Annotated in this window: 21 protein-coding genes and 1 pseudogene; 17 read left to right on the top strand and 5 right to left on the bottom strand. The window is 37.1% G+C overall.

All coding sequences use genetic code 11. The features are described from left to right. Nucleotides 1-32 precede the first annotated feature (32 nt). The 3 genes and pseudogenes from EUI_RS0106225 to rfbD all read left to right on the top strand — a co-directional run bounded on the left by EUI_RS0106225 (nt 33) and on the right by rfbD (nt 2,944). Nucleotides 33-1,448 carry a flippase gene (locus EUI_RS0106225; RefSeq protein ID WP_010016849.1) on the top strand — a complete coding sequence of 472 codons (1,416 nt, stop codon included), beginning with the start codon at nt 33-35 and terminating at the stop codon, nt 1,446-1,448. A gap of 232 nt (nt 1,449-1,680) precedes the next feature. Beyond that, nucleotides 1,681-2,048: pseudogene (locus tag EUI_RS10110) on the top strand (GDP-mannose 4,6-dehydratase); the annotation flags it as partial. Between the two features lie 56 nt (nt 2,049-2,104). Then, a complete protein-coding gene (gene rfbD, locus EUI_RS0106215; protein WP_010016847.1) occupies nt 2,105-2,944 on the top strand; it encodes a dTDP-4-dehydrorhamnose reductase in 840 nt (279 codons plus the stop codon). A gap of 153 nt (nt 2,945-3,097) precedes the next feature. Here rfbD and EUI_RS0106210 read toward each other — a convergent pair whose 3' ends face one another. Beyond that, nucleotides 3,098-4,441 carry a threonine/serine exporter family protein gene (locus EUI_RS0106210; protein WP_010016846.1) on the bottom strand — a complete coding sequence of 448 codons (1,344 nt, stop codon included), beginning with the start codon at nt 4,439-4,441 and terminating at the stop codon, nt 3,098-3,100. A gap of 237 nt (nt 4,442-4,678) precedes the next feature. Between EUI_RS0106210 and EUI_RS0106205 the strand changes: the two genes are divergently transcribed. Further along, nucleotides 4,679-5,467 carry a baeRF6 domain-containing protein gene (locus tag EUI_RS0106205; RefSeq protein ID WP_010016844.1) on the top strand — a complete coding sequence of 263 codons (789 nt, stop codon included), beginning with the start codon at nt 4,679-4,681 and terminating at the stop codon, nt 5,465-5,467. A 400-nt stretch (nt 5,468-5,867) separates the two neighbouring features. On the opposite strand, the gene EUI_RS0106200 is transcribed toward EUI_RS0106205, so the two are convergent. Further along, complete coding sequence (locus tag EUI_RS0106200; RefSeq protein ID WP_010016842.1) at nt 5,868-7,562, bottom strand: oleate hydratase; 1,695 nt, start codon at nt 7,560-7,562, stop codon at nt 5,868-5,870. A 56-nt stretch (nt 7,563-7,618) separates the two neighbouring features. Further along, nucleotides 7,619-7,747, bottom strand: a complete 129-nt coding sequence (locus EUI_RS10905; protein WP_010016841.1) for a hypothetical protein — start codon at nt 7,745-7,747, stop codon at nt 7,619-7,621. A 306-nt stretch (nt 7,748-8,053) separates the two neighbouring features. Between EUI_RS10905 and EUI_RS0106190 the strand changes: the two genes are divergently transcribed. The 5 genes from EUI_RS0106190 to EUI_RS0106170 all read left to right on the top strand — a co-directional run bounded on the left by EUI_RS0106190 (nt 8,054) and on the right by EUI_RS0106170 (nt 13,313). Continuing rightward, nucleotides 8,054-9,007, top strand: a complete 954-nt coding sequence (locus tag EUI_RS0106190; RefSeq protein ID WP_010016840.1) for a ketopantoate reductase family protein — start codon at nt 8,054-8,056, stop codon at nt 9,005-9,007. Nucleotides 9,008-9,077: 70 nt separating this feature from the next. Continuing rightward, a complete protein-coding gene (gene msrA / locus EUI_RS0106185) occupies nt 9,078-9,605 on the top strand; it encodes a peptide-methionine (S)-S-oxide reductase MsrA (RefSeq protein WP_010016838.1) in 528 nt (175 codons plus the stop codon). A 164-nt stretch (nt 9,606-9,769) separates the two neighbouring features. After that, entirely contained in the window at nt 9,770-10,714 is a 945-nt protein-coding gene (gene rnz / locus EUI_RS0106180; RefSeq protein ID WP_010016836.1) for a ribonuclease Z, read from the top strand. A gap of 30 nt (nt 10,715-10,744) precedes the next feature. Then, complete coding sequence (gene recJ, locus EUI_RS0106175; RefSeq protein ID WP_010016835.1) at nt 10,745-12,709, top strand: single-stranded-DNA-specific exonuclease RecJ; 1,965 nt, start codon at nt 10,745-10,747, stop codon at nt 12,707-12,709. 73 nt (nt 12,710-12,782) lie between these two features. Next, complete coding sequence (locus tag EUI_RS0106170) at nt 12,783-13,313, top strand: adenine phosphoribosyltransferase (protein ID WP_010016834.1); 531 nt, start codon at nt 12,783-12,785, stop codon at nt 13,311-13,313. Between the two features lie 68 nt (nt 13,314-13,381). Here the strand turns inward: EUI_RS0106170 and EUI_RS0106165 are convergent, their stop codons facing one another. Beyond that, a complete protein-coding gene (locus EUI_RS0106165; protein ID WP_010016833.1) occupies nt 13,382-14,095 on the bottom strand; it encodes a methyltransferase domain-containing protein in 714 nt (237 codons plus the stop codon). A 45-nt stretch (nt 14,096-14,140) separates the two neighbouring features. After that, nucleotides 14,141-14,749: a DsbA family protein gene (locus tag EUI_RS0106160; RefSeq protein ID WP_010016831.1), complete on the bottom strand. Its 609-nt coding sequence runs from the start codon at nt 14,747-14,749 to the stop codon at nt 14,141-14,143. A 259-nt stretch (nt 14,750-15,008) separates the two neighbouring features. Between EUI_RS0106160 and EUI_RS0106155 the strand changes: the two genes are divergently transcribed. The 8 genes from EUI_RS0106155 to argF all read left to right on the top strand — a co-directional run bounded on the left by EUI_RS0106155 (nt 15,009) and on the right by argF (nt 23,689). Then, nucleotides 15,009-15,587 (top strand): GTP pyrophosphokinase, encoded by a 579-nt coding sequence (locus EUI_RS0106155; protein WP_010016830.1) that lies wholly within the window; start codon nt 15,009-15,011, stop codon nt 15,585-15,587. Beyond that, nucleotides 15,584-16,378: an NAD kinase gene (locus EUI_RS0106150; RefSeq protein WP_010016829.1), complete on the top strand. Its 795-nt coding sequence runs from the start codon at nt 15,584-15,586 to the stop codon at nt 16,376-16,378. Before EUI_RS0106155 ends, EUI_RS0106150 begins: the two co-directional genes overlap by 4 nt. An 85-nt stretch (nt 16,379-16,463) precedes the next feature. Beyond that, nucleotides 16,464-17,366 (top strand): RluA family pseudouridine synthase, encoded by a 903-nt coding sequence (locus EUI_RS0106145; protein WP_010016828.1) that lies wholly within the window; start codon nt 16,464-16,466, stop codon nt 17,364-17,366. A gap of 83 nt (nt 17,367-17,449) precedes the next feature. Continuing rightward, on the top strand, nt 17,450-18,814 hold the full coding sequence (gene mgtE / locus EUI_RS0106140; RefSeq protein ID WP_010016826.1) for a magnesium transporter: 1,365 nt from the start codon (nt 17,450-17,452) through the stop codon (nt 18,812-18,814). 70 nt (nt 18,815-18,884) lie between these two features. Next, complete coding sequence (locus EUI_RS0106135; RefSeq protein ID WP_010016825.1) at nt 18,885-19,871, top strand: LCP family protein; 987 nt, start codon at nt 18,885-18,887, stop codon at nt 19,869-19,871. A 154-nt stretch (nt 19,872-20,025) separates the two neighbouring features. Next, the gene (locus EUI_RS0106130; RefSeq protein WP_010016824.1) at nt 20,026-21,252 is read left to right on the top strand and encodes an argininosuccinate synthase; all 1,227 of its coding nucleotides are present in this window, start codon (nt 20,026-20,028) and stop codon (nt 21,250-21,252) included. A 38-nt stretch (nt 21,253-21,290) separates the two neighbouring features. After that, nucleotides 21,291-22,676: an argininosuccinate lyase gene (gene argH / locus EUI_RS0106125; protein ID WP_010016822.1), complete on the top strand. Its 1,386-nt coding sequence runs from the start codon at nt 21,291-21,293 to the stop codon at nt 22,674-22,676. Then, nucleotides 22,676-23,689 carry an ornithine carbamoyltransferase gene (gene argF / locus EUI_RS0106120; protein WP_010016820.1) on the top strand — a complete coding sequence of 338 codons (1,014 nt, stop codon included), beginning with the start codon at nt 22,676-22,678 and terminating at the stop codon, nt 23,687-23,689. The genes argH and argF overlap by 1 nt, the downstream gene beginning before the upstream one ends. Nucleotides 23,690-23,706: the final 17 nt, after the last annotated feature.

The raw sequence follows: 23,706 nt of genomic DNA, 5'->3' as shown, positions 1-23,706 counted from the left end.
ATTATCTATTTCAATTCAGTGGGAGAAAAATCATGAAAGTTCTAAAAAACTTTTTTTATAATATGACTTATCAAGTTTTATTAATTATTCTCCCTCTGGTAACTATGCCCTACGTGTCCCGTGTTCTTGGACCAGACGGATTGGGAAAATATTCATATACTAATTCAATAATGTCCTATTTTGTTCTATTAGGGAGTTTAGGTATATCATTATACGGAAGTAGACAAGTTGCTTATGTTCAAGATAGCAAAGAAAATCGATCAAAAGTTTTTTGGGATGTTGCTATTTTAAAGATTGTTACAACAGTCATATCTATTTTATTATTAGCTTTTTTTTTAACAATTTACAACGAATATACGAGTTTGATAATCGCGCAGTCTTTAACACTTGTTGCCAATATGTTCGATGTATCTTGGTATTTTATAGGCATTGAAGATTTTAAGAAGACTATTACACGTAATGTTGCAGTAAAGATTATTTCTTTAGCACTTATATTCTCATTGGTACATACTAAAAGTGATTTAACTATCTATATTTTAATTATTACAGGCTCTACTTTAATTGGAAATTTCATATTGATACCTTTTTTAAAGGGGCAGATTTATTTTGTTGATGTAAACAAGCTCCATTTTTCAAAGCACGTAATGCCTATTTTACTGTTATTTATTCCACAACTAGCTACTCAAATTTATTTAGTTGTTAATAAAACAATGCTTGGACAAATGGATTCTATTAAATCGGTTGGTTTCTTTAGCTCATCAGATACTCTTGTACGTTTAGCACTAACCATTGTGTCTTCAATATCAGCTGTATTAATGCCTAGGATTGCTAACTTATTAGCAAAAGGAGATAAAAAGGGCGTAAATCATTATATGGATAAATCTTTTCAATTTATTAACTTTTTGTCATTTCCGTTAGTATTAGGCTTAATAGCAATTTCATCAAAATTTGTTCCTTTATTTTTAGGAAAAGGTTTTGGCGTTGTAAGTAATTTAATTATTCTTGAAAGCCCTATTATTATATTAATTTCTTGGAGTATCGCCATTACAAATCAATACTTAATCCCATCAGGTCTTAACAAAGAATATATCGGATCAACTTTTGCTGGAGCAATTAGTAATATAATACTAAACTTACTTTTTATCCGAAATTATGGGGTTTATGGTGCAATAATCTCAACTTTAATTAGTGAGTTGATAGTACTTGCATATTTACTTTTTGGCATAAAGAACAAGTTAAACGTTAAAAAAATGTTATTTTCTAATATACATAAGTATTTATTTAGCAGTTTGGTTATGTTTCTAATTATAATTCTGGTTGATATTTGGTTGCCAAAAACTATATGTGCAGTTATATTGGAAATAACTTTGGGAATTATTGTGTATATTATTGCTTTGTTTTTTGTTAAGGCAGATATTTTATTAAAATGGGAAGTTTTTTTTGATTGATGTATATTTAAATATAATCATTAGGCAATAAATATTAATTAGCACAACGGCTAGGTGTGTTAGAAGTTGATAGTAGTGATACAGCAATTTACATTGTATAAAAGTCAGCACAACTAAAACCTAATTATGCCGTGACAGGTTTTTGTTTTTATGATACTGGGGCTGTCGATATTGCAGTCAATGTGAATTCTTCTGAACGTGGTGGTCTGTATATCTAAGTTCTGATTTACTTGTTCGTGATTGGATTCATACATATGATCACGCAACAGCTGTTTGGGCAATTTTAACAAAAGGTAAAATTGGTGAAACTTATTTAGTTGGTGCTGACGGTGAAAAAGACAATATTTCTGTCTTGCACGCTATTTTAAAGGATATGAATAAGTCCGAAGATGATTTTGAGTTTGTCCAAGATCGTTCAGGCCATGATCTGCGTTATGCTATTGATGCCACAAAGATTCGTGAAGAACTAGGTTGGACGCCAAAATATACTGACTTGCAACAGGTTTAGCTGACACAATCAAATGGTATGAAGATAACCAATCATGGTGGCAAGCAGAAAAATCTGAAGTTGAAGATAAGTACGCGCAAAACAACCAGTAAAGACGATTAAAAACTCACATCATGTGAGTTTTTTGTCTATGAGGGAGAGAAGTAAAATGAAGTTTTTAATCACAGGTGCAAACGGCCAATTAGGTCAAGAATTACAAAAGTTATTGCGTGAACGTGAACTAGATTTTGTGGCTTTTGACTCGACACAATTAGATATTACAAGCCGTGAAGCAGTACTTGCAACTTTTGAATCAGTCAAGCCAGATGTTATATTACATGCTGCTGCATATACTAAAGTTGATTTGGCAGAAGATGACGGCCGTGAAGTGAATTGGCAAGTGAACGTTAATGGCACTAAAAATGTCGCTGATGCGGTTAAAAAAATTGGAGCTAAGGTAGTAGCTGTATCCACAGATTATGTCTTTGATGGCACCCAAAATAATGATTATGTTGAAACAGATCCGGTGAACCCGCAAAACGCATATGGCCGTGCTAAGTTAGCCGGTGAATTAGCAGTCACGGAAAGTGGCGCTGATGCTTATATTGTACGTACCAGTTGGGTATTTGGTGAGTTTGGGAATAACTTTGTCTATACAATGCAGCGATTAGCCACAACACATCCTAGGTTAACAGTTGTTAATGATCAATTAGGCCGACCAACTTGGACGCGAACATTAGCTGAATTCATGTTACATTTAGTTGATGTTAAGGCAACTTATGGTGTTTATCATCTGTCTAATACGGGGACAACAACATGGTTTGACTTTGCCCGTGAGATTTTGAAAAACACTGATGTTGAAATTGCACCAGTCACAAGTGCCGAGTTCCCGCAAAAGGCTTATCGGCCAAGACATTCTGTCATGAGCTTAGATAAAGCTGAATCCACTGGATTTGAAATTTTGAATTGGCGTGAAGCTTTGAATGCGTTTTTGATGGGACTGGACTAAAAAAGCCCTATCTGAATAGCATTAGTCGCGTGTCATGTGACTGCCCCCATCAGTAATAACAGTGTGTGGACACATCAAAAAAAGGCCTGACTAGGGCCTTTTTTTTGGGAAATTGTTTGAATGGCATAATAACAATTATATTAAACACTAATATTAATCAAAGTGGCGCCAATTTTTGTCTAGCAGTGTACGTGCTACGAATAGACCAAGGGGTAAAAACATCATAATTAAAGCAGCTTTGGTCATCCAAAGCGCGCCAACTGCTATCTGATTTGTGCCAATATTGTAAATTGCGCGATAAATATATAAGCCAGGAACCATAATAACGATTGCTGGGACCGTTAATGAAATTCTGGGATAGCCGTTGTAACGTGTGACAATTGAAGCAATTAATCCAGCAACAAGTGCACCAACAAATGCCGCTGCTGCTGGTGGAATGGTTGTCAAATCGACCAATTCTAAGCGTAAAGTATTGGCAAGTGCACCAATAAAGCCAGCCACAATAGCCATCCTTTGTGAACTATTAAACATAATGGAGAAACCATAGACACCGCAAAAACTGGCCGGTAATCTGAGTAAGCCAATAACGATGGGGGATAGTCCGAGTGGTAAAAAGTTTTCAGGTCGAAAATCAAAAAATAACGCGACTAACCAACCAACTAGGGTTGCAACCAGAGTAATCATGATAGCATAGGTTAATCTTTCTAAGCCGGAGCGCATATCTAATTTTGACATATCTAACATACTGGTAATAAAAGGGAAACCGGGGACAACAAACAACATTGCGCCAATATAACCTGCTTCATGTTGGACTAAGACATGAAGATAGGTTTCAAATATTTTGAAGGCAAACATATAGACTAAGCAGGCAATGGCAACACTGATAGCGACACCAACGAGCGTAGTAATCGTGTGTTTTCCTAGGGTTGCGCGGACAAAATTACCAATACCGGCACCGATAAAAGAACAGATCATTTCTGGTATGCCACCACCAAGTAGAAAAATAAAGGCACTACATGCAAGAGCAGCTGCTAAGCCAGCGACTATAGGCGAATATTGTTTGGGCTTGTTTTGAATGTCGTTGATTTTGTTGTGAACCTGTCGTACGGTTAACGTCGAAAAAGTATCGCCTATATGTTTGACAAAGTTTTCTAGTGTGTTTAATTTGTCAGTATTTACACCAGTATTAGGTAATGATAGTTGTTGTGTATAGCTATGACCATCACTAAAACAAGTATATGTTAAATTAATTAAACCAATATCAGCAGAACAACTGAGATCTAATTTTCTAGCTATTTTATTCATTGCGTCTCGAACGCGCCATGCACCAGTACCACATGACAACATTTGGATGCCAATACGACCAACAATTGAAGCACGTTCTGGCAAACTGGCGTCTTTAGCTGGTTGCTTATCGTTTTGAATCAGACTTTGCCAAGGAATTGCCATGTGATGAGATTGTGAAAGAGGTGTTTGCTGTTTAATAAATTTATCCATTATTGCTTCCAATTTAAATGATATTAAATACCAAGATAGTATGAGTGGCGCGTCAGTGTGCATGATAGAATCATTATAACCTTGATTTTATTTTAAACCTTGAACGCATTTAATGCTACTTTTTGGCAGAGATAAAACGAAAGCAACTGTATTAAATTGTGAAAACGTTTACATTGCTTTTATGATATAATTATAGATGAAATATAAATCGAAGCAGGCAGAACAATGGAGGAACTTATGAAAAGTGTCTATTTAGAAGAATTCATGAAGAACGTGACTCAGCAAAGCAAGCACATTGACCGGACTGTTAGTATCTATTTTAGATCTAACGATAATTTTTCGGAGAACAAGTCGCGTTTAAATCAAATTCAGAAAAAAATCAGTGTCGATATTAATATAAAGTCATTTGAAGATGCCATGGCAAAGGACCGCTTAACTGAAATGCGACAGGTAACATCAGCTATCTTTGTGATGGGAGACGAGGTACACGTCTACACGAGTCCACACTTGGAGATTGAAGACGATGAGATCGTCATTGACAAAACGCCTCGCTTAGAAAGACTAGAAGCCTTGAGTCTTAAGTTTCCAACCAATTTAATTCTTGATGTTGATTATGAGACAATTACTGTTTATCTAGTAGATGACCGTGGTATTCAAGACATAACCAAAGATTTTGGTGAGTTAACATTACAGAAGTATCTGGGCACTGAATTTCGTATAGGTGAGAGCAATCATGTATCTGTAGGCAACAAATCTGTGTCAGTACATGGACACAATCCAGCAAAAGAAATAAAGAAGAACGATCAGATAAGATTTTACCAAGCTGCCTCGCCAGATATTGTCAGCTATATTGATACTAACTTTAAAGGCATGCCGATTATATTGGGCGGTGCATCTCAGAACATGAGTATTTTTACAGATGCGATTGGAAAAAACCTAAAAGTTAAACTCATTGATAAAAAAATTGATGGTCATTTCAATGCAACAAATGATATTTACGAAGCCTATCAGAAACTTTTTAAATAATGAGATGGTAGTCACCATTTAAAGATACGAATAAATGATAAGAAACTTGAAGTGAACCGCTTAATTTGGGAAAATCTGAATTAAGCGGTTCTTTTTATGGGGAAAATATAGTATAACAATATTTTAGCTGTGATTTTATTGATGAGGCACAAAATTTATCCGTTAAAAATGTTAATACCCTAATTCATTACTTTGAAAAAAGCGTCAAAATTTTTTTAGTAGGTGATCCAAATCCAAAAAAAGCGCGACACAAAACAAACTATGCTACTTTGAAACAGTATTTCGATTATTTTGGCATGTGAATTTATAAAAAATAGATTAAACAATATAAAAACAGTTACTTCTTGAATGCCATTCAAAAAGTAACTGTTTTTATATTTTGTTCAGATGATTTTTTCAGTCAAGAAAACATCTTTTTTGTTGCTCTAAGCAACGTTTTAATGTCATGGTCATATTTAGGGGTTTTAACCAGTTTGCTCATAGGTACACCTGCGAAATGATAGGCTGCAATTTCACCAGAACGAACCGCACTTTGTTCTGTGAACACCATTTGATAGGGTTGTTCAACAAATTCTCCAGTGAAGGCTAAATTAGTCGAATGGTCCGGAATGACTTCCGGACGATCTATTTTAGCACGATTATTAAATAGCGCTGAAGCATAAGGCATATAGACAGGAATATTATTGACAACACTGTCTAAAATTTCTGATTCACGATCTTTAATATTGATTGGACCGGAGTCGACTTGAGATAAGTGTGAAATTAATTCTAACACCATTTCTTTCCCAGTTAATTCTAAGTAAGGTTTTCCAAAAAGCAAGCTATCTCTTCTAGGATACAAGAAGTATCCCCAAATAACCGTTTCGTTGGGCTGTTGGCTCGTAAAATGAGGTTGATGGTGAGCGACAATTGACATATCAACGTCAATTTGTCCTAATGGTGTTATGGGCGTTGTAGACAAGAATGAATTTAGTGCGTTACCAGGTAATTGTGTTGTGATACGTGTAATTTCGTTTAATAATAAATGATTTTTGGTTGTCAGTGTAAAGCTAACCCATTCACTTGCGTCGCGATCTGCAAAAAATTTATCAGGATTTCCGAGATTATAGAAGTGCTTTGTTGCTTGTTTCCATAAACTAGATGCCGCACCATAATCCATATTTTCTGGCGCCGGTGTGTTGTAATCACCAAGCGTTGCGGAATCTGTAATAGATCCATTTGTAAATAAAACGCCAGTATCATCATCAATTGACACGTGTTCTTTTTCGTTTGTGGTTGTATTAATCATTTTTAAACCAGTTACGGTAATTTCGTCCGTCATCGATGTTTCTTTAAACTCGAATGCTGTCACGCGACGATCTAAAATAATTTGGCAACCTTGTGCCTTTAAATAATTAATCAGGGGCAACATGATGCTTTCATATTGGTTATAACGTGTGCGATTAACACCAACTAGATGTTCAATTTGTGAAAATTCATAGATCATTTGATGCATATAACGGCGTAGTTCTTGTGCTGAACTTTGTGTGCGGAAAGCAAAAGTTGTTTCCCACATAAACCAAAAATTTGTTTCGAAAAAGTGTGGGTCGTTTTCAAAATATTGTGCAATAGTGATATTATCTAGTTTTGTCTCATTTTCATCAGGCATTAAAATTAACTGTGTTAACAACTGCCGATCCAAACGATTGAAACCTAATTTACTGGCATTGAGAATACCGTGGCCAGGTTGCAGAAGGCGTGCTTTATCAAATGTTGGGTGTTTGGCATCAAAATCCCGTGTATCTTCTGCAGCTGTCATACCAGTTTCAGTTGTTGATGGGATACGATTGAGTAAGTCCATCAAGTCGACATATGTCCGGTAATTTAGCATACGACCACCTCGAGCAATATAACCTTTGTTGTTTTCCAAGGGGTGATTTTTATTCCAGTAATCATCAGTGGCAGACTCAGTTGTGTCACCATCATTAGAACCATGCTGATCAAGCGAATAAAAAGTGATATTCTCACCTGACCAATGACCTTCTTGAATCAAATAAACGGCAGCTGCCATATTAGCTATGCCAGCACCGATCATTACAGCTTTCTTTTTGCGCATTAGAAATCTCCTATTCATAAAATAGTTCTGAGTTAACAAGCCACAAATGGGTCATATTAACTTTCAAATTTTTTATAATCTTCTGAATCGTCACACTTAAAAAGTGACAATTTCTTTGCCAAATAGCCACCAATGATGACTAGTGAACCAGTAACAAATAATAGTGTACCTAAAGATTTATTCATGAACTCAAACCGCCTTTCAAAAGCAAGTATTGGATGATTGATCGCAATTGATCAAGCCTCCTTAACATCTATTATAACGCTTTCATGTCACAATACCTGGTTTGCGCTTTCAATAGATAGTATAGACAAAAAGGTGCTTTTAACTTAAAAAAGCGATGGTTAATCTAAACATGCCTGTCGAAAATATGATAAGCTAGAGATGTAATATTGATGATATTGTCACTGTTTCAATGAGTTAATCGAGACGAAGCTGACTTAAACGAAATGGAGGAAGCGTACGCAATCGTGTGCGCAGTATAATTAAGTATGAAAATAGCAATTGCAGGATTTGGTGCGCTTGGCTCACGGTTAGGCGTGAAGCTACAAACAGCTGGGCACGAAGTGACTGGCATTGATGGTTGGCCAGCACATATTGCTGCAATCAATACGAACGGTTTAACAGTTGTGCACGATGATTTACCACCCAAAAAATACTTTGTACCAGTGGTAACCCCAAAAGAAGTTACCGGTGAATTTGATTTAATTATTTTATTGACAAAGACCCCGCAATTAGACCGAATGTTGACAGATATTGCCCCAATTATTACTCAGAAAACACAACTGTTGGTTTTATCTAATGGTTTGGGTAACATTGAGGTAATTGAAAAGCACGTCGCTCGAGATCAAATTTTAGCTGGTGTAACACTTTGGACGTCTTCACTTGTTAAGCCTGGTGAAATACATACAACTGGGACGGGTTCAATTAAATTACAAGCGATCGGACATGCTGATGCTATTTCTGTAGCAGCAGCCTTAAACAAAGCTGGTTTAAATGTTGAAATTACGCAAGACGTTTTAACCGCTATTTGGCATAAAGCAGGCATTAATTCAGTTTTGAATCCATTATCCGTATTATTAAATGCCAACATTTCAGAATTTGGTACAGCAGGCAATGGTATGGATTTGGCATTGCATATACTTGATGAAATTCAAAAAGTTGGTGCAACGCAAGGTGTTAAGGTTGATATCACTGGTATTATGAATGATTTAACTGATCTCTTAAAACCCGAAAATGCGGGAAATCATTATCCATCCATGTATCAAGACATTCAAAATGGGAAGCGCACTGAAATTGATTTCCTGAACGGCTTTTTTGCTAAAATTGGTCGTCAGGAACACATTGACACACCATTTAATGCGTTAGTAACGGCGCTTGTTCATGCTAAGGAAGACATTGAACGTGTTAAATTGGCTAAAAAGCAAGAAACCTTTGAAATTTAATTTAGATTATAGTATGATGTGAAAAACTAACTGTTTATAATTTGTAGAATAGGATTAATGGAGGATAAATATGACACAAAAATTTGAGTCCGCGGTTTTTGCTGGCGGTTGTTTCTGGTGCATGGTACAACCATTTGATTCATTACCAGGGATTGAGAAGGTGCGATCAGGTTATACAGGTGGACATACTGTTAATCCAACATATGAAGAAGTCAGTTCACATACCACGGGTCACACCGAAGCTGTTAAAATAGTGTTTGATCCGCAAAAGTTAACGTATGCTGAATTAGTATCAATTTATTGGGAACAAACTGACCCGACCGATGCTATGGGTCAGTTTCAAGATCGTGGCGACAGTTACCGACCAGTCATTTTTGTTGCAGATGATACACAACGTCAAATTGCTGAAAAGTCACGAGCAGCGCTTGCCGCTTCTGGTCGATTTGATAAACCTATTTTAACGACAATTGAGGATGCTAAACCCTTTTATGAGGCCGAGGAATATCATCAGGATTTTTACAAAAAAGATCCGACACGTGAGGCCTTAGAAATGTCGCAACGTTTGGCGTTTCAACAAAAAAATTGGCATAAAGATTAAGCAGCGAAAGCTGTTTTTTATGTTGTATTTGGATTGTGACTTCATTAGAGGCTGTTATATGGTAAAATGGATAAGTTATAGATGATCCACATACATCTAATTGATTAGGAGAATACATTGCATCCGAAGGGTTGTTTTTTGTCGGATGCAACGATCAAAATACCATGCAGCTTGAATTCCTAGGGACTGGCTCAGGCCAACCATCAAAATTTAGAAATGTTACTAGTATTGCCTTGCGTTTACTTGATGAACGTAATGCGGTATGGCTTTTTGATGTTGGTGAAGCCACACAACATCAAATCTTAAAAACAACCATACGGCCACGTAAAGTTGAAAAAATATTTATATCACATTTACATGGTGACCATATTTTTGGGCTACCAGGTTTTTTGAGTTCCCGTTCTTTTCAAGGCGCTAATAAAAATGAATCACTAACAATTTATGGCCCAAAAGGGGTTAAAGAATTTGTGCAAACAGCACTACGCGTTTCAGAAACACGTTTGTCATATCCTGTGGTATATATTGAAATCGTTGAAGGTGTTATTTTTGAAGACAAAACATTCCGTGTGATCGCTGCAAAGATGCGACATCGTATTGAAACTTGGGGATATCGTATTGAAGAAAAAGATCATCCAGGTGAATTACTTGTTGATAAATTACGGCATGAAGGCGTACCCTCAGGACCAATATTTGGACAACTAAAGGCTGGAAAAAAAGTAACGTTATCAGACGGCCGTCGGCTAGATGGTCATGATTACATTGGCGCGGCACAAAAAGGGCGCGTTGTGACGTTTATTTTAGATACACGACCCAATGACAATATTGGTATACTAGCTCACCATGCAGATGTACTTGTACATGAAAGTACTTATGGTGCTGGAGATGAGGAAGCAAAATTAGCCAAATCTCATGCGCATTCGACGAGTGTTAATGCAGCTATGGCAGCGCATAATGCACAGGTTGATAAACTGGTGTTGACGCATTTATCAGCAAGATATATTGGCCCAATGGTCAAAACATTAATTACTGATGTGCGTCGTATTTTTCCAAATACAATCGTTGCCAGAGATTTTGATGTGATCGATATCCCATTTAAAAAAGAGGTGTAAGGCTGATCTTACACATTAAAGAAGGTTACAATGAGTCAAAACAATTGGCAAATATTACCACAGCCAACAGAAAAGACAGTACGTCAACTTACAACAAAACTAAATATTGATCCATTAACTGCAACCGTTGTCGCTCAAAAAGGCTTTATAACACCTGAATCCGCCTTTCAATACTTACAACCAAGTATTGATCAGTTACATGATCCGATGCTATTACATGATATGGATAAAGCATTTGAACGGCTTACCGAAGCAGCATTTGGTGGTGAAAAAATAGTTGTCTATGGTGATTATGATTTAGATGGCATGACAAGTACCGCAGTCATGGTTGAGGCGCTCGAAGTGTTAGGTGCTGATGTGACTGCATATATACCTAATCGTTTTAAAGACGGGTACGGACCAAATATTGATGTTTACAAACGTTTAATAACTGAAGGCGCGCAAATTATTGTCACAGTTGATAATGGTGTTAGTGGTCATGAAGCAGTTGCCTATGCAATGAGTCAAGGCGTCGATGTTATTATTACTGATCATCATGAAATGCCGCCATCCTTACCTGAGGCCTATGCTATTGTTCATCCAAGACACCCAGACGGTCATTATCCATTCGATGATTTGTCAGGTGTTGGTGTGGCCTTTAAGGTCGCACAAGCGCTTTTAACAGACGGCCAATCAATTACAGATAAAAGTGAACTACCAACGGAAATGTTGGATTTGGTGGCTTTAGGCGAAATTGCTGATATGGTGTCGTTGACTGATGAAAATAGAACCCTAGTATCATGGGGTCTGAAACAAATAAATGATAATCCACGTCCAGGGTTAGTCGCGTTACTTAAAAATGCTGGGCAAATGGCGAATCAACCAATTATTTCAGAAACGGTGTCATTCAAAATTGCACCACGTTTGAATGCTGTTGGTCGTTTAGGCGATGCCCAGCTAGCACTTGATTTATTGTTAAGCCAAGACTCTGATGAGGCCATTGAAATTGCCTCACAAGTGGAGGCAATCAACGCGCAACGTCAAGAATTTGTAGAAGAAGTGTTTGGTGCTGCCAAACAAATTGCGTTATCGGATAAACATGCTAACGATCAAGTGCTTGTTGTTGCAGGTGAAAATTGGCATCAAGGCATCTTAGGTATAGTGGCAAGCCGATTGGTTGAATTATTGCACAAACCAGTGATTGTGTTGAGCTTAATAGATGGGATTTACAAAGGTTCTGGTCGCACTTACAATAATTTTGATTTGTATACATTGATGGGTCAATATCGTGCGCTTTATGACACGTTTGGTGGTCACGCAAGTGCACTAGGGTTGGCAATATCTCCGGAAAACTTGTCTAAATTACGTGAGCAACTAGCAGAATTACCAACACTTGATGTGCCTGAAATATCAGTAGCTGTTAATATGATGTTACCGGTATCTAAAATGGCAATATCTGTCTATGATGGGTTGACACTATTAGAACCTTTTGGGACAGGAAATGCACAACCAACTTTTGGTGTACAAGAACCAACGATTGAAAAAGCTGTCACAATGGGATCAACAAACCAACATCTTAAGTTAACACTCGCTAATCAAATCGAAGCAGTTGGTTTTAATCATCCTGAGTGGACAACAATTGTTGCTCATCCAGCCAATATATCGTTTGTCGCAACATTGGGATTGAATTATTTTCGTGGTAAGAAAAGATTACAATTATTATTGACAGACGTTTCTATGCCAGCCGTGGTTGAAAATGATGCACATAAGAAATTTTTTGGTCACGTTTATAAATTTATTTATGCGCATCAGGACTTGAATTTTGCACAAAATTTGGATAAAATAGCAGGGCAACTAAATATTACTAAAAATGATCTTAATATTATGGTACAAGTCTTTATTGAATTAGGTTTTGTAAAAGTGATTGATGGCGGCTTTGTAAAAGTGATGCCAAATGCACCACAAAAAGCATTGACAACGTCAAAAACCTATCATAAATTTCTAGCAAACCGTTAATGATTAAACAGAAAGCATGAGTGTTGGACATGGAAACGTGTTCGTTAGCATTGCGCAGCACTCTGAGAGAAAAATGACAGTAGATTTACATAATTATGTTGCAACAGTCGAGAATTTTCCAGAAGATGGTGTAAGTTTTCGTGATTTATCACCATTAATGGGTGACGGCGTTGCATATAAACAAACGATTGATGCAATCGCTAATTTTGCTAAAGATTTAAAAATTGATTTAATTGCAGGTCCTGAATCGCGCGGTTTTATCGTCGGGTCACCGTTAGCATATGCGTTGAATATTGGTTTTGTGCCAGCACGCAAGGGTGGTAAATTGCCACGTGCGGCTGTGAGTGCATCTTACTCCTTGGAATATGGCGGTGAAAATGTGCTTGAAATTCATAAGGATGCGATCAAGCCTGGTCAACGTGTACTCATTGTTGATGATTTGTTAGCTACTGGGGGTACAATCAATGCCACGCGTGAAATTATCGCGGAACTTGGTGGTGTTGTTGCTGGGGTTGCTTTTATTATTGAATTAAAAGATTTACAAGGTCGTGAAAAAATCATGCGCGCTGGGGATGTACCATTTCTAGCTTTGATGACATATTAAAAAAAGAAACAAGAAAAGGCTTCAAAGCTGTTAGATTTTGTCTAACAGCTTTGAAGCCTTTTCGTTAATCATTTGACTATAAAAACTTGATCATGAATAAAATCAAATTGTTTATGATGTTGGTTCAGAGTTTTTGAGACAGTGAGATCAGCAATTTGCCAGAATTTTTTTGAATTAGTTGCTTGATTTTTTTCACCAATAACAATAAAGTCACCGGTGAATTGCTTGTCACGTAGTGCTGTCAAAATAGCTGCATCACTAGTATCTGTATCTGGCGCCCAACTCATAATAACGACATCAAACGGTAAGGTTTTGACTGCTGTTAGTCCTGATACTTTGGTTACTTTTGTCCAAGGTCTTGGGGTTTGTATATCTTGTCCTTGCCAGGTAAAATTATCGGTTGCGATAATTTTATCACCGAGTGCGCGTAGTGCATAGGTCATAATTGCATTACCACACATAATTTCAAGTACCTGTCGACCCGCGATGAAATGATGTAAATCTGTTATCCAACTTTGGTTTGGTAAATGCCAAATACCAAAATCAGTAATCAGTGTTTGTCGAAATTCAGAGAGCAAGTCATCAACTGGCATGAGCCGTAAATCTTTTAGAATTTGTGACTCACTAAAAATAAGTGAGGGTAGTGGTGTCAAGGGGAGTTGCTTTTTTTTAAGGGCATGTAATGTTGAAAGAGCAGCTATTATTTTTTGATAAGCGACCGGTTGATTCTGAAATTCCGTCGCATAATTGGTTAATTCGCTAATCATCATTTGTGATAGCACGTTGACCTCCATAGCATAAATATGTTAAATGTGAACGCCTATTTTTTAATAAGCATAAGATTTTAGGCTCTGTAATAAACTGTCTGTATCAACTGTTGGTGTTAAGTGCGGTGCAAATGCGAGTACTAGATCATTAACAGAAAAATCAGTTAATACTTGGGTGTCGTTTTCTTGGGAAAACGTCAAGGCAATGGTTGCACATTTTTTTTGCATGATTTTTTCGGCAAACTTTTGATCTTTAATAATCGCTGAAATTGTTTCCTTATTAGCGCGATTAATTAAAAAATTAGCATGATTGATACCAATTTTATCCAGAAGCTGAGCAACAAGTGTGCTTGTATAATTTTTTTGATTAATGAGTAATTCGTGTTGTAATTGAACCAAAAAGGTGCGTGCTTTTTTATTACCTTCAAGTTGAGCAGCTTTAAAGTCTAAAATAACATTAAAAAGTATTTCGGAGCTATCGGAAATACGATGGCTTTTTGAGGGAGTCAGTGCGTGATTTTCTAAATTTGCGATGAAATCCATATTGATGAGTGGGACAAAATGCAAATGCGCGTGTTGCGCGATGTCGCTGGTTATGTTTGTTAAACATTGTTCCGTTGTCAGACAATGTGTTGAAAGTGGTTTTGAAAAATGATAAATATCAATCATGATTGGTCTCCGTTAAGTTTGTTTGATAGGTTTTTTAATATCCAAATTGTAATTCTACCCGTAAAATGATTACTTGTCGACTGATATGCTCAAATCAACACCAAATATGTGTTAAAATTAAGCGTATGATATTAGATCGTTATACGCAGGTTGTTTATAACGGCTTAAAAATATTTTATTTTTGAACATTAATACACACATGTATAATTGTCTTATGGTCAAGGCCATGCGACAATTATATCTAGAAAGAGGTGTCGGCATGGATTGGGATAGGTTTTTCGTTCCGTACCAGCAGACGGTAACAGAATTAAAAATTAAATTACGCGGTTTACGTGATCAGTTCGAAAAAGATGGTAAAAATTCACCCATCGAATTCGTTACAGGTCGTGTGAAAACGCAAGAATCAATTGAAGAAAAAATTATTCGTCGCCATTTGGATGAAACGCGTTTGTCCTTAGATTTGCAAGATATTGCTGGTGTGCGTATTATGACAAAATACGTCGAAGACGTTTATACAGTTGTTGAATTATTGCGTGGCAGAACAGATTTTCAAATATTAGAAGAACGTGATTATGTTACCAATGCTAAACCATCGGGGTATCGATCATACCATATTGTTATTGAATATCCGGTTCAAATGTATAGTGGTGAACGTAAAGTACTTGCCGAAATTCAAGTACGCACAATTGCTATGAATGTTTGGGCAACAATTGAGCATGACTTACGTTATAAACATGGGGATAATTTGCCAGCGCCTATGGTCGAGCAGCTAACAATTTTAGCAGATGATAATTTTGAATGGGATCAAAGAGTCAGTGAGATTCGGGCATCAGAATGAAAATAGCAATTTTTAACAATGATGCTGTGAGTTCGCAAGCAATTACAAAAAAATTAACGTTGGCTTTAAAAAAAAATAATATTGTGATTGATAATAATGAGCCTGATATCGTTGTCACTGTTGGTGGTGATGGCACACTTTTGGGTGCTTTTCAACATTACGTTGATCAAATTGATCATATAAGATTTGTGGGTTTACATACTGGGCACCTTGGATTTTATACTGATTGGTTGAGTACAGAACTTGATGAATTGGTTAATAGTCTCGTTAATGACAACAGTCAAAGCGTGAGTTATCCACTATTAGATATGACCGTAGTTTATGACAGTGGGGAGCACTATCATTTTTTGGCTTTGAACGAAGCAGCTATTAAGCAACCAACTGGTACACTGGTTGCTGATATTTATTTAGGTGATCAAATTTTTGAACGTTTTCGTGGTGATGGTATTTCTGTTGCAACACCAACGGGTTCAACTGCCTATAACAAGGCGAATGGCGGCGCAGTATTACATCCTAGTTTATCCGCTATACAAATGTCTGAAATTGCATCTATTAATAATCGTGTGTTTCGGACTTTGGGTTCACCATTGATAGTACCGCAAGGTCAAGAGATTATTATGAAACCAAAAAGTGACCATTTTTTGGTCATGTATGATCAAAGCGACATTAAAGTTAAAAGTATTACAGAATTACGGTTTCGTGTGGCCGATAAACAAGTGCATTTTGCAGCATATCGGCATGTTGATTTTTGGCAACGTGTGCATCGAGCATTTATTAGTGATATCGAATGACATATTCGGGCATTTTTGATGCTGTCCGTTTTAAAATAATGAAGGGAAGCGTTTGATAATTTATCGTTAAACGCATGACATAGTAATGCAATTTACATGGACATATTCTGGCAGTGAGCAGCGTAAGGTACGAACATTTTTACAGGCACATGGCGTTTCACATCGTATGTTTAGCCAAATGAAACATAATGGTGGCGCGATTTTAAAAAATGACAAGCAGGTGTATACCTCTGACTATTTAGATGATGGCGATCAAGTGACCATTATTATGCCAACAGAAAAGAGTAATGATCTTGTTGTGGCAGATTACAAACCTTTGACTACTATTTTTGAAAATGAGCATTGGTTGGTTGTTGATAAGCCTTATGGTCTCACAACCGTGCCTGGACATGCTGACAGGCTACACACGCTAGTTAATCAGGTAAAAGGTCACTTAGAAGAGATAAAAGCCGAGGATTTAGTACCACATGTTGTGACACGATTAGATCGAGATACATCTGGCATTGTATTATTAGCTAAGCATCGTTTTGCTCACGCAGTGATGGATCAGCAGTTACAAGAACATACGGTTGAAAAGTTTTATGTGGCTTATGTCAGTGGTATTTTGTCAGAAGATCATGGCGATATTCATGCTCCTATTGGGCGTATGGATGATGATTTTATTAAACGCGAAGTACGAGATGATGGGAAACCATCGCGTACAGAGTATTGGGTAGAACGCCGTTATGATGAAGGTGGTGTGCAACCGATGACACGCGTCAAAGTGCAATTGCATACAGGTCGGACACACCAAATTCGAGTTCACTTTCAGAATCTAGGGCACCCATTGGTTGGGGATAACTTGTACGGTGGACCACGATGGTATGGTTTAAAACGGCAGGCGTTACATGCGTATCATATGAAATTTTATGATCCCTTTATAGAAGCGTATCGAGAATTTAACACAACATTACCGGAAGATTTAAAAGGCTTACACGATTTGACATAATTGGTGAGCAGTTTGATAGTTCAGACAAATAAATAGGCAATCTATTTGTCCAGAAATTATAATGTCAAAACAGTGGGGTAACTATGGCAGATCAAATTGAACAACGCTATCAAACCATTCAATTTTTATCTGATCTACTGCATTCAGGTCAAGATACTGAATTTATTGAAAGTTTTGAGTCATTACACGATTTTGAAATGGCACAGGTTTATGCCGATTTACCAGAACAATTTCGATCAGTTGCATGGCGATTGTTATCCATTGATATTTTAGCACGTGTGTTTGATAATTTAGACATTGACGAAGTAGATATTGTCAAACTCTTGCAAGAATTACCACCACAACGTGGTGTGCTTGTTTTGCAGGAAATGTATGCCGATAATGAAGCTGATTTATTGCAAGAAATGCCAGCAAGACTTGTTGCGACGTATCTGAGCTTAATGTCAAAATCTGAAGCTGATACTGTTCGTAAATTAATTGATTATGATGAACAAACAGCTGGTTCCTTAATGTCTACTGAATATTTGGCAGTAGAAGAGGATTTGCATGTTGATGAAGTCATGCGCTTGGTTAAAAAACAAGCGCTAGAGGCAGAATCTATTAGCTATGTTTACGTATTAGATTTGCAAGAACATTTGGCTGGCGTTATTTCACTTCGTGATTTGTTAACGCATCCAGATGATTTAGCAGTTTCCGAAATTACAAATGATCGTATTATTAGTGTTAAAGCAGGTGATGATCAAGAAGATGTCGCTCAAATTGTTGCTGATTATAATTTCCTTTCAATTCCTGTAACCGATGACGACAATCGTTTGTTAGGTGTTATTACTGTTGATGATATTGTTGATGTTATTGATGAAGAGGCAGTTGAAGATTATTCTGGTTTGGCTGCCGTTAACGTGAGTCAAATTAATGATACACCATGGCATTCTGCGATTAAGCGAATACCATGGCTAATTGCCTTACTTGTGCTTGGTATGGCAACAGCAACACTGATTAGTTCATATGATCAATTAGTGCAGCAGGCTTCAATCTTAGCGGCCTTTATTTCACTCATTACTGGAACTGCTGGAAATGCCGGTACGCAAGCACTTGCATTGGCGGTTCGTCGTATTGCGGTTGGTAGTGACAATAGTGGTTGGAAAAATTTTGTTAGTGAAATTCTTGCTGGTATTATTGTTGGGATAGCCACTGGATGCTCTGTTTTTGTTATTGTGGCAATATGGAAACACAATAGTATACTGGGATTGGCAGTTGGACTTGCAATGACAATGGCCATTATAGTAGCCAATCTAGCTGGTTATTTAATTCCGGTTTTAATTGATAAAATGGGATTTGATCCAGCTGTTGCCAGCGGGCCATTTATTACAACACTATCTGATTTAACCTCTGTTTTGATTTATTTTAATGTTGCACAGTTGTTTATTTCTCATTTTGTTGGGAGTTGACTTTTTAATCAGAAATTAATCTTTGTTATGTTAAAATAAATGATATAAATTATTGTAGGAGTGAATTAATATGCCAACACGTGAACAAATGCGATCGGCTAATAAGGGAAAACAGAATAGACCAAAAAAGCACAGAATTCGTCATACAATTTTGCTAATTATTGGCTTGTTAGTGTTAATTGGGTTAGGTACGGGTGGTTATGCCTACTACAACATGAATCGAACGATTACAAAAATACAAAATCCATCGCAAACGACTAAAAAAGCGGATAAAATAACGGCCAATAAAAAACCAGTATCTTATTTACTATTAGGTACAGATACTGGTGAATTAGGCCGTGATTACAAAGGCCGTACAGATACGATGATTGTTATGACGGTTAACCCAAAAACTAATGTGACTACAATGACATCTATTGCACGCGATACGTTAGCTACTGTCAATGGACAACAAATGAAAATTAATGCAGCTTATGCTTATGGTACAGCTGACTCTGCCATGGCAGCAGTTGAAAACCTCTTAAACATTAAAATCAATGGTGGCTATATTTTAGTTAACATGGGTGGTTTGGTTAAAATGGTTGATGCTGTCGGTGGTGTTGATGTGACATCTCCATTGACCTTCACAACAGAGGGGGATGACACGCAAGCAGATTCTAAAAGCCAGTATTCATTCACGGCTAACCAAACATATCATATGGATGGCAATGAAGCACTAGCCTTTTCACGTATGCGACATGAAGATCCAAATGGCGATTATGGTCGTCAAATGCGTCAACAACTTATTCTGCGAGGCGTATTAAAAAATTCAGCAAGTGTTGGTAGTTTGTTTAATGATTCACTACTAAACACATTATCAAATAATGTTCAGACAGATGTATCAACATCATCGATGAAGAATTTAGCATTAAGTTACCGCTCAGCTCTTGGGAATATTAAACAAGATCAGATGCGTGGTACGACACAAAATATGGGATCATTGGGTTCAGTAGAAGTGATGAACCAAACAGAAATTGATCGGGTTCATGACGCTATTTCAGAACAAATGACAGAATAGTAAACTAACAAGTAGCGATACTTGTTTTTATTTGCAAAAAAATACAAAAAAAAGATACATATACACTGTTTTGATGTATATAGTCAGTAAAGTATTGAATAAATAAACATTAAGCGGTAATATAATTACATAGCATAAATACGGAGGAAAAAAAATGACAGAAAAATTAGTATTAGCATATTCAGGCGGTTTAGATACATCGGTGGCGATTCCTTGGTTAAAAAGTAAAGGTTATGAAATTATTGCTGTTGTTTTGAATGTTGGTCAACATGGCAAAGATATGGACATGATTCAAGCAAAGGCACTACAGGTTGGTGCTACTCAGTCAATCGTGATTGATGCACAGGCAGAATTTGCTGATCAATATGTGGCACCAGTAATTAAAGCTAACATGTTGTATGAAGGTGAATATCCAATGGTATCAGCATTATCACGACCATTGATTATTAAAAAACTTGTTGATATTGCGCATGAAAATGACGCTGTTGCCATTGCGCACGGCTCAACAGGTCATGGCAATGACCAAGTCCGTTTTGAGGCAGCAATTCATGCTTTGGATCCAGATATGAAAATTGAAGCACCCATTCGTGAATTTCAGTGGTCTCGTGAAGAAGAAATTGCCTATGCTGCTGAACACAATGTGCCCGTACCAGTCGGTTTGGAATCACCTTATTCTATTGATGAAAATCTTTGGGGTCGCGCTAATGAAGCTGGTATTTTGGAAAATCCTTGGAACCAGGCACCAGAAGGTGCGTATGCTTTAACAACACCAATTGAAAAAACACCAAATGAAGCAGAATTTATTGATGTGACGTTTGCCGCTGGTGTACCAGTTGCACTCGATGGTATTGATATGCCATTAGCTGATTTGATTATCAAATTAAACGAACTTGCTGGGGCGCATGGCATTGGTCGGATTGATCATATTGAAAACCGTTTAGTTGGTATTAAGTCACGTGAAATTTATGAAGCACCTGCTGCAGCCGTATTGATGACAGCACACAAGGATCTAGAAGACTTGACTTTAGAGCGTGATGTTGCTCATTTTAAACCAATGATAGAACAGCAATTAGCTAATTTGGTGTATGAAGCTAAATGGGTATCACCTTTGTTTGATAGTTTAATGGCATTTATAGATGAAACACAAAAGAATGTTAATGGTATTGTAAAAATGAAAATGTTCAAGGGCAATGCCATTGCTGTTGCACGTCAATCAGAACATAATTCATTATATGATGAAGATTTAGCAACTTATACGAGTGCCTCATCGTTTGATCAAGAAGCAGCAGTTGGCTTTATTAAGTTGTGGACATTAAGCAATACCGTTTATGAGCAAGTTAACCATGTCCATTCAGTAGATAAGAAGAATAAAATTAAGTAAAGAAAAGGCGTTTTCGCCGTACATAAGGGAGAGTAACTATGGCAACAACGAAATTATGGGGTGGTCGTTTCACTGCTAAAGCAGCTGAATGGGTAGATGAGTTTGGGGCATCAATTCATTTTGATCAACAAATGGCAGCAGAAGATCTTGAAGGATCAATTGCTCATGCTAAAATGTTAGGACAGCAAAGTATTATTGCTTCTAATGAATCAGAACAAATTGTTGCTGGTTTAAAAGCACTGCAACAAGATTTAATCGCTGGGAAATTAACATTTGATGTCAAAAATGAAGATATTCATATGAACATGGAATCTTTGTTAACTGAAAAAATTGGTGCAGTTGCTGGAAAGCTACATACGGCGCGCTCACGAAATGACCAAGTCGCAACTGATTTTCATTTGTGGGTTAAACATCGTTTGCCACATGTACTGGATGTAATAACTGATTTACAACAAGAATTACTAACATTAGCCACTAGGCACGCAGGGACAATTATGTCTGGGTATACGCATTTACAACACGCGCAACCAATAACATATGGTCATTATTTATTAGCCTATTTTGACATGTTCCAAAGAGATTATGATCGTTTTGAATTTAATCAGTTACATACTGATATCTTACCTTTAGGGGCAGCAGCCCTTGCGGGAACCACTTTTCCTATTGATCGTGAATTTGTTGCAGATGAATTAGGATTTGGTGATATTTACCATAACTCACTAGATGCGGTGTCAGATCGTGATTTTGCTTTAGAGTTTTTGTCAAATGCAGCAATTTTGATGATGCATCTATCACGAATGGCTGAAGAATTGATTCTCTGGTCGACATATGAATTCAACTATATTGAACTATCAGACGATTTTTCGACGGGCTCATCGATTATGCCTCAAAAGAAAAACGCTGATTTTGCGGAACTTGTTCGTGGTAAGACGGGACGAACTTATGGCGCTTTAATGGCTTTATTGACGACAATGAAATCATTGCCGCTTGCATATAATAAGGATATGCAAGAAGATAAAGAGCAAGTCTTTGACGTGATGGATACAGTGATTGCATCTATCAAAATATTTACCGGTATGTTAAATGGCTTAAAAGTCCATGAAGAACGCATGCTAGCTAGTACACAAGATGATTTTTCTAATGCCACAGAGTTAGCTGATTATTTAGCCACTAAGGGTGTCCCTTTTCGTGAAGCACATGCCATTGTCGGTCAACTTGTATTACAAGGTTTGCAGACACACACACCTTTACAAAAGACACCACTGGCCACTTTACAAGCAGCGGCACCGCAAATTGAGGATGATATTTATCACGTTTTGCAATCAGAAACAGCAGTTAATCGGCGCACGTCTATTGGTGGTACAGCAGTTGAAAATGTCAAAAAAGAAATTGCACGACATGAAAAAGAATTGGAGGCGCGTTAATGAATTCACATTTTCAAGGAAAATCATTTTTGAAGGAAAGTGATTTTACAAAAAAAGAATTAGAAACGCTGATTGATTTAGCGGCGCATTTTAAATACTTAAAGCAACATAATATACAACATCATTATCTTCAAGGTAAAAATATTGCGTTACTTTTTGAAAAGTCATCAACACGAACCCGTTCAAGTTTCACCGTAGCCGCTAATGATTTGGGTGCTCATGCCGAATTTTTAGGTAAAAATGATATTCAATTTGGTAAAAAAGAGTCATTAGAAGACACAGCAAAAGTATTTGGGCGTATGTATGACGGCATTGAATATCGTGGCTTTTCACAAAATGTGGTTGAAGGATTGGCAAAATATTCTGGTGTGCCGGTTTGGAATGGCTTAACAGATGAATGGCATCCAACACAAATGTTGGCCGATTTTTTAACAATTAAAGAACAGTTTAAACGATTAGAAGGCGTGACACTGGCTTATATGGGGGACGGTCGAAATAATGTGGCTAACTCTTTACTGGTTACCGGTGCCATTTTAGGCGTTAATGTGCATATTGTGGCACCTAAAAGTTTACAGCCAACAGCAGAGATTCAGTCATTGGCAGCACAAAAAGCAGCCATGTCTGGCGCAAATCTTTTGGTGACCGATGATGTTGCCAAAGGTGTTGCTGGGGTTGATGTACTTTATACAGACGTTTGGGCTTCTATGGGCGAAGAGGAGACATTTGAAGCGCGTATTAAACTGCTGACACCTTATCAAATTAACGGGCAGTTGGTAGCAATGACTCATAATGATGACGTCATTGTGCTACATGATTTACCAGCGTTTCATGACTTAAATACCACAATGTCACAGGAAATATATGATAGATTTGGTATTTCGGAGATGGAAATTACAGACGAAGTATTTCATGCAGCTTATGCACATCAATTTGAACAAGCAGAAAATAGATTACATACGATTAAAGCGGTAATGGCAGCAACATTAGGCAATATGTTTATACCAGAAACGTGAATAAAAAAAGATGACCA

This window comes from Leuconostoc gelidum subsp. gelidum KCTC 3527, assembly GCF_000166715.1.
Lineage (GTDB): Bacteria > Bacillota > Bacilli > Lactobacillales > Lactobacillaceae > Leuconostoc > Leuconostoc gelidum.
This window is presented reverse-complemented; position numbering and strand designations above follow the sequence as displayed.